This window comes from Lactococcus sp. S64, assembly GCF_016516525.1.
In the GTDB taxonomy this organism is placed as follows: Bacteria; Bacillota; Bacilli; order Lactobacillales; family Streptococcaceae; genus Lactococcus; species Lactococcus lactis.
This window is the reverse complement of record NZ_JACVUQ010000028.1, coordinates 1-933: the sequence shown is the minus strand read 5'-3', so window position 1 is coordinate 933 and position 933 is coordinate 1. Positions and strand designations below refer to the sequence as shown.

Sequence of the window (933 nt, the reverse complement as noted above, 5' to 3'; positions counted from 1 at the left end):
TTGTCTGAGTTGGCGTCTTGCATAAAGAAACAGGCAGACAAATTTACTGATTTAGCTACAATTATCCAAGCCAGAGATGCTCAAGATAGAAATAGATTTTCTGGAGGAAAATAATGGCAAAGGATAAAAATGCAGATAAAAGATTAGAATATAATCGTCAGATTCTTGATATTGAGCGTGAACAGGATGAAATTCAAAGCCAAAAGCGTGAAATGAAACGAGCACTAGAAAACTTTGAAAATGAAATTTTTCGAAGCTTTAATAGGCTACAGGAATTAGACGATGAAATGATTCATCAAGGAAGCATTGCAGCACAGTGGGAACAACGAGAACATCAGGGTCGAAATTCTTACATTCGTAATTTTATAAATAACCAAGAAGAAGAGGTTACAATAGCTTATTCCAAAATGTCTCAAGAAACAGAGAATAAAAAGGAAGAACTTCAGAAAGAAAGGGATAGTTTAGCATGGGATTAATCTATATTCCGGGAGATGCCAACCAAGTCGAAACTCAATTAACTAATGATTTACAGATGAGTGAAGCCTTTTTAAATCGTCTTAAAGAAGCCACCTCACACTTAACAGCTATTGTTGGTGGTGGAAAACTAGATGGGAAAGCTTATAAAAAAGGCTTAGGGTTGATGCAAGATTGCGTACTGCCTACAATTCAACATACTACTTCCGCAATTGATGGAATCAAACAAGATTTATCAAGCTTTAGCAGGGCCAGATCGGGGATGCCTAATGAGCCGTTGTATGAAGATAAACTAAATGCACACATTGCGGAACTTGAGGCACAGAAAGCAGCACAAGCGGCTTTATCGGCAGTTTATCAAAGCCATATTCTATCTTTGATTGCTGGACCAGTGGGAGCCGCAGTAGATAATGCTATTCATCAGTTTACAGATGCCAAAAATCAATTGTCTAGTTGGGG

At 37.7% G+C, this 933-nt stretch carries 1 protein-coding gene and 1 pseudogene; both read left to right on the top strand.

Annotated features, from left to right (window positions below):
• Positions 1 to 113: 113 nt before the first annotated feature.
• On the top strand, positions 114 to 476 hold the full coding sequence (locus IAE51_RS11995; RefSeq protein ID WP_200095651.1) for a hypothetical protein: 363 nt from the start codon (positions 114 to 116) through the stop codon (positions 474 to 476).
• Positions 467 to 933: pseudogene (locus IAE51_RS11990) on the top strand (hypothetical protein); the annotation flags it as partial. The gene IAE51_RS11995 and the pseudogene IAE51_RS11990, both read left to right, overlap by 10 nt.